The organism is Roseateles sp. P5_B10, assembly GCF_056400485.1.
This window is the reverse complement of record NZ_JBFULE010000328.1, coordinates 1-5,658: the sequence shown is the minus strand read 5'-3', so window position 1 is coordinate 5,658 and position 5,658 is coordinate 1. Positions and strand designations below refer to the sequence as shown.

Sequence of the window (5,658 nt, the reverse complement as noted above, 5' to 3'; positions counted from 1 at the left end):
CCCGTGGCTCGCGCCCGTCGGCAAGGACCTGTTCGTCAAGCGCATCTGGCGCGACGAGAACGCCATCGAGGAACTGGAAACCCGGCTGGTGCGCTTCATGCGCCTGGTGGACAGCTTCCTCGAGATCCTGCGCGCGCCCCAAAAGATGAGCGGCGCCCCGAAGGACGGCGCCGAAGCCGCCCAGCCGCCCGAGCCTCCGCCGTGGGAAGCCCCGCGCGCGCCGGCCGCCAAGCCCGCCCCCGTCGACCTCGACGCCATCACCTTCTGAGGATCACCATGAGCACCGAAACCCTCGACCTCCCGCCTATCGACGCAGCCGCACCGGTCTCCTCTGCTGGGGCTGCTGTAGCCGCCCTTCAGCCGGACCTGGCCAAGCTCGACCTGCAGACCGTGGCCCTGGCCCAGTTCAACGGCTCGCATGYCGCCGCGAAGGCCGCCCGCGAGACCCTGGCCGGCGTCGAGCACGACCTCAGCACGCCGACGAAGCTGGCGGACGCCAAGTCGCTGCGCAACCGGCTGATCAACGTGCCGCTGGCCGATGCCCGCAAGGTCTCGGCCGGCCTGAAGTCCAAGCTGACGACCGTGAGCAGGGCTGTCGGCGCAGAGCTGACTGCCATCGAAACGGCTTTCGAGGGTGTCGAGCAGCTCATCACCCCGCAGATCGACGCCGCGCAGACCAAGCTCGACGAAGAGCGCCGCCTGGCCGCGGAGAAGGAAGCCGCCCGGGTGGAAGCCCACAAGGTCAACTTGGCCAAGCTGGCCGGCTACGTCGAGCACGCCCGCGGGCTGCCGGCCGCGCGCATCGCCGACGGCATCACCAAGGTCGAGGGCATCGTCATCGACCGTGAAGCCTGGGAAGACTTTGCCGACCAGGCTGAAGAGCAGAAGGCCGTGACGCTGGAGCGCATGCGCGCGCTGCTGGCCACGGCGCAGGCCGACGAAGAGCGGGAGCGCATCGCCGCGGCGCAAAAGGCCGAGGCCGACCGCCTGGCCGCCATCGCTGCCGACCTGGAGCGCCAGCGCGCCGAGTTGCAGGCCCAGCAAGAAGCCGCAGCACAGGCCCAGCGTGAGCGCGAGGAAGCCGAGCGTGTCGAGCTGGAAGCTCAGCGGCAAGCGCAAGCCATCACCACACGCATCGCCAGCGAAGCGGCAAAGGCTGCAGCGCCAGGTTTTGTTGCCCGCAAGGCGCTTCCCGATGGCGTGATCGCCGGCGCCGTGGTCAACGACAGCGGCAACTGGTACGCCGCCGACGGCACCTTCATGAATCCGGATGGCAGCCGCAGCATCTTCGACGACGTGGACGAGGAGTCCGAGATCGAGTTCGCGCCGCAGGCTGCAACCAACACCCACGAGCAGGGCTCGCAACAGGTTCTGAAGGCAGAGGCGCCCGCGCCCGACGCTACCGACCGCGGCGCGCCTGTCACACAGAGCCCGGTCTGCGGACCTATGGGCGCAGGGCAAGCCGCCGCCGCGGCACCCGCTCCGGAGGTTCGCGCCTTCCACCCTGCCGCGGCCGCGCTGCGCAACGAGCTGCCGACCATGACCCTGGGCCAGCTGGGCACGCGGCTCGGCTTCAACCCCACCGCCGACTTCCTGGCCAGCCTGGGTTTCGAGGCCCACAAGGAGCGCGCAAGCCGGCTGTAMCCGCCAAGCGATTTCCCGGCAATCTGCCTCGCCATTTCCGCGCACCTTATCGCGCTGGCGGGCCAACAGCGGCAGGCCGCCTGATCAAAGGGACAGCAGCACGGCACTGCGGGTTAGCGCCGCAGCCTCCCAATGCACCCGCTGCTTCATGCGAATCCGTGCTGCTGGCCCACCCTTTCAACCCCACTAGAGAGAGATCACCATGCCCAAGGAATACAAAGCCCCTCAAGCCTTCGAGGAAGGCGACGCGCCCGCGATCGCGCTGACGCCCGTCGAGTCGAACAAGGTCGCGGCCATCGGCCATTGCCCGGTGACCAACACGCTGGCCGTGTCCTTCAAGACCGGCAACGCCGTGTATTGCTACCCGGGCGTGACCGCCGAGCAGCACGCCGCCTTCGTCGGGGCCGAGTCAATCGGCAAGCACTTCGGCCTGAACTTCCAGGCGGCTCCGTTCAAGAAGTACCGCGCGGCCGAGCAGCAGCCGGCCTGAGCATGCCGACCTGCCCCTACTGCCAGCAGCCCGCCCAGCTCGCCACGGGCGCCGAGATCTATCGCAACCGCGATGACCTGGCCGCCCTGAGCTTCTGGGCCTGCTTCCCGTGCGGGGCATACGTCGGCTGCCACAAGCGCGGCGCCTGGTTCTACCGGGCCGGCAAGAAGGTCGTCAGCGACGGCACCGAGCCGCTAGGTCGGCTGGCCAATGCCGAGCTGCGCGCCGCCAAGCAGGCCGCGCACGCCGCGTTCGATCCGACTTGGATGAACACCGGCCAGCCGCGCAAGACCGCCTATGCGTGGCTGGCCCACAAGCTGGGCATCCCGGTTGAGGACTGCCATATCGGCGAGTTCGATGTTGACCGGTGCCGCCTCGTTGTCGAGATCTGCAAGAGGGAGAAAGCCTATGGCTGAAACCAGCACCTACTGGCACGGCGGCCGGCCTGGCATCCAGCGCGGCGCCTACATCCTGCCGCCGTCAATCACCAAGGCGCCCAACCTGTCGCAGTACGGCGCGGCCGTCGTGCATCGAAAGGATCGCGTCTACGTCACGACACAGCAAGCCGCGGCGCTTCTGTACGCCGCCAGCGTGAAGCGCGGCGTGATCTACGAATGCGAACCGCTTGGCCTGATCGAGCCCGACCCTGACTGCACGCTGCCAGGACTGTCGTTCCAGTGCGAGAAAGCCCGCGTGATCCGAGTCATCAAGCCCAAGGCCAGCGACATCGAGTATGCGCGTGCCGTCCTTCTGGAGCCCGCGCATGTCTAGGCGCGCCCGCCTCCGCCAGCAGGCCCGCCCCTGGCAACAAGCCCCCGAGCCGCCGCCCATCGACTGGGTCGCACTCCAGCAAGACCTCGCGAAGAGCCGCGAGCAGCAGACCCAGCAACCGAAAGGCCCCAATGCCTGACATCACCCCGCCGCCCGGCTGGCGCTTCACCCGCCTCGACGCCCGCAGCATCGAGGTGCATTGCCCCACCTTCTCGACGCCGCTGGTCGTCAGCCTGGACGTCAGCGACCGGCACCTGCTGAGCTTCTACAACCTGGCCGCCGACCTGATTGGTGCCCGCGCAGGGGCTGGGAATCTGCCGCCGCTGCCGACCCCGAAGTGGATCTATCACGCGTCTGACGTGCCAGGCGAAGACGACCTCTATCTGTTCGCAGAGAGCGGCGACGTTGGCTGCGAACAGTGCGAACGCCTCTACACCGCGGACCAGATGCGCGCCTACGCCCTGGCCGCAGCCCCTGCCGTGTCGGCGCCGGCCGCCTTTGACGCCGCCGGCTTCCGCGCCTGGGTGCTGGCGAACCTCCCCGACGAGACCGTCATCGGCAGCAGCGCATGGTGGGCCGACCACCTGACCGCATGGGCTGGCCGGTTTGTGAAGGGCGCAATCCAAGCCCCTGTCACTGCGGCTGGCGAGGTCAGTCATGGCTGACCACACGAGAGGCGACTGGGAGTTCGTCGTGACCAAGGCGCACAACGGCGACACCGTGTATTCGGTGAAGTCGGCCCGGTTCGGATACGTCGTCTGCGACGCCTGGGGCCAGACCGATGCCGAGGCCCTGGCCAACGCCAACCGGATCGCCAAAGCAGTCACGGCCGCCAATCGCGCAAGCGAAGCCGCCAATCCCAGCACCTCCGCGAGCACACCGCAATGAGCCAACTCCAACAGCACCACAAAGAAACGAACGCCGACGGCATTGGGCGCTGCTCCGTGCCGATGTGGCAGGGCGGCTGTCCAGCCGGCTTCTGCGACCAGCCTGCCTATGGCGAGCGCCCGCACAGCCCGGAGACCATGAACTACTCGGCGGGCCGAATGATGCGCGCCGACAACCTGTATGACGGCTACGTCCCCGGCCTGGCCTGCGTGCAGCACGGCGGCCCGGATTCGCGCGTCTTCATGGATGGCAACGCCTGGTGCGCGGTGCGCCCCGACTTCATCAACCTGCAAGAGTCGCCGGCCGGGTTCGGCACCACGCCGGCAGAGGCCCGCATCGCTCTCGCTGCCGCCTGAGGACATCACCATGACCAATTCTCAAGCCCCCCAGCCTGAACACCTGCCGCTGGCCGTGTCGTCGGCGCCGCGTCACATCTGGCTTGACCTGGGCTTTGACCCGGCCGAGGAAGACGCGCACTTCTCGAACCTCCACGCCCTGACTTGGAGCGAGGACAACGCAAGCGGCCACGGCATCAAGTACGTTCGCGCCGACCTTGCCGGCCAGGCTATCCCAGCCCCTGAGGGTGCAGACGCCGCGCTGCTTGCTCTGCTTCGCGCCGCCTTTGACGAGGGCTTCGGATCGCGCGAGACCTACAACGATGTCGTGACGAACACCGCTGAAGACGCGTGGGCCACTGCCAACAAAGGCGACTGGTACGGTGAGAAGGTCCGCGCCGCCCTTGCCGCCCAGCCTATGCCGGCAGCCGTGCCTCCCAGCGACATGCAGCGATGGGTGCAAGCAGAGGCCCTGGTCGAATCGCTCGGCTGGACGTGGAACGCAGCCAGCCACCTATGGGAGGCCGCCCAATCCCCAGCAGAGGGGGACGGCCAAACCGATCTGCGCGAGGCCGCCAAACAGGCCGGGGTAGATATGGACCGCCAGGATCTGAGCGATGCAGTGTGGGTCGGGTACAGCGTCGGGATCTCAGTCGCCCAGGTTCAGCCGGCCTCATATCGGCAGGACTACCCGACCTCTGCGGCGGTCTTGGGCGCAGAGCAAGACAAGGCTCGCGAGGACCAGCGCCTGTTCGGCRTCGGCTTCTGCGTCAATGGGTGGCACGTCCCCGCGCTCGTTGTCGCCTGCTGGGGCATGGAGAACGAGCGCGAGAACATCAAGCGCTTCGAGGCCCTGGCTTCCCAGGAGCAGCCCAAGGGGACGGTGCCGCCCGGCTACAGGCTTGTGCCGGAGGAGTTCATGGACTGGGTTGGGGCGCTGCCCGAGGGCAAGGCGCAGCGCCGCTTGGCTTGGCTGCACTCGACCGATTCCAACAACGTGGACGGATGGACGTGGGGCGTCTACCGCGTCAAGTACGACGAGGCCGGCCAGATGGTTTCCGCGCTGCACTCCTACTCGGACTTCAGCGATCTCGACGCCGCGATGGCCGCCACCTCCCCGCACCGTCCGTCCGCTGAGTGGTATCGCGCCAAGATCGCAGAGACGGAAGGGATCGACGACAACCTGCCCTGCGGTGCCCTAGCCGTCCAAGCCCCCGCGCCTGCACCTGAATTGCAAGACGCAGGCGAAGCAGCGTGGGCGGCTGCAAAGCGGTTGTCCAACCAGTCCGAGCAGGATTTCGTGCGTGGCGCCCAGTGGGCAATGCAGCGCGAAGCATCCAAGACCGTGACGGTGCGCAAGCCTGATGCGCGCACTCGCGCCCAAGCCCCCGCAGTAGGGGCTGAAGTGCCGGAGGAGTCATGAGCAGCAGCCTCGACAGAAGCTCAGCAGCGTTCTTGGCTCGCTTTGGCTCATTTGGTAAGAAGCCAGGATTCGTTTACTTCAAGAAAAACGGAAGGGACCCGCTAGAG

At 67.6% G+C, this 5,658-nt stretch carries 9 protein-coding genes and 1 pseudogene; all 10 read left to right on the top strand.

Annotated features, from left to right (window positions below):
- Window positions 1-268 (top strand): annotated as a pseudogene (locus tag AC1DU6_RS18415) (hypothetical protein); the annotation flags it as partial.
- Window positions 269-276: 8 nt separating this feature from the next.
- The gene (locus tag AC1DU6_RS18410; protein ID WP_477858777.1) at window positions 277-1,728 is read left to right on the top strand and encodes a hypothetical protein; all 1,452 of its coding nucleotides are present in this window, start codon (window positions 277-279) and stop codon (window positions 1,726-1,728) included.
- 118 nt (window positions 1,729-1,846) lie between these two features.
- Entirely contained in the window at window positions 1,847-2,134 is a 288-nt protein-coding gene (locus tag AC1DU6_RS18405) for a KTSC domain-containing protein (protein WP_477858776.1), read from the top strand.
- A 2-nt stretch (window positions 2,135-2,136) separates the two neighbouring features.
- A complete protein-coding gene (locus AC1DU6_RS18400; RefSeq protein ID WP_477858774.1) occupies window positions 2,137-2,550 on the top strand; it encodes a zinc-finger-containing protein in 414 nt (137 codons plus the stop codon).
- Complete coding sequence (locus AC1DU6_RS18395) at window positions 2,543-2,905, top strand: hypothetical protein (RefSeq protein WP_477858772.1); 363 nt, start codon at window positions 2,543-2,545, stop codon at window positions 2,903-2,905. Before AC1DU6_RS18400 ends, AC1DU6_RS18395 begins: the two co-directional genes overlap by 8 nt.
- Window positions 2,898-3,044 carry a hypothetical protein gene (locus tag AC1DU6_RS18390; RefSeq protein ID WP_477858770.1) on the top strand — a complete coding sequence of 49 codons (147 nt, stop codon included), beginning with the start codon at window positions 2,898-2,900 and terminating at the stop codon, window positions 3,042-3,044. The genes AC1DU6_RS18395 and AC1DU6_RS18390 overlap by 8 nt, the downstream gene beginning before the upstream one ends.
- Entirely contained in the window at window positions 3,037-3,570 is a 534-nt protein-coding gene (locus tag AC1DU6_RS18385; protein WP_477858769.1) for a hypothetical protein, read from the top strand. The genes AC1DU6_RS18390 and AC1DU6_RS18385 overlap by 8 nt, the downstream gene beginning before the upstream one ends.
- Window positions 3,571-3,598: 28 nt before the next feature.
- Window positions 3,599-3,793 (top strand): hypothetical protein, encoded by a 195-nt coding sequence (locus AC1DU6_RS18380; protein WP_477858767.1) that lies wholly within the window; start codon window positions 3,599-3,601, stop codon window positions 3,791-3,793.
- Complete coding sequence (locus AC1DU6_RS18375; RefSeq protein ID WP_477858766.1) at window positions 3,790-4,149, top strand: hypothetical protein; 360 nt, start codon at window positions 3,790-3,792, stop codon at window positions 4,147-4,149. The genes AC1DU6_RS18380 and AC1DU6_RS18375 overlap by 4 nt, the downstream gene beginning before the upstream one ends.
- Before the next feature lie 10 nt (window positions 4,150-4,159).
- Window positions 4,160-5,551 carry a hypothetical protein gene (locus AC1DU6_RS18370; protein WP_477858764.1) on the top strand — a complete coding sequence of 464 codons (1,392 nt, stop codon included), beginning with the start codon at window positions 4,160-4,162 and terminating at the stop codon, window positions 5,549-5,551.
- Window positions 5,552-5,658: the final 107 nt, after the last annotated feature.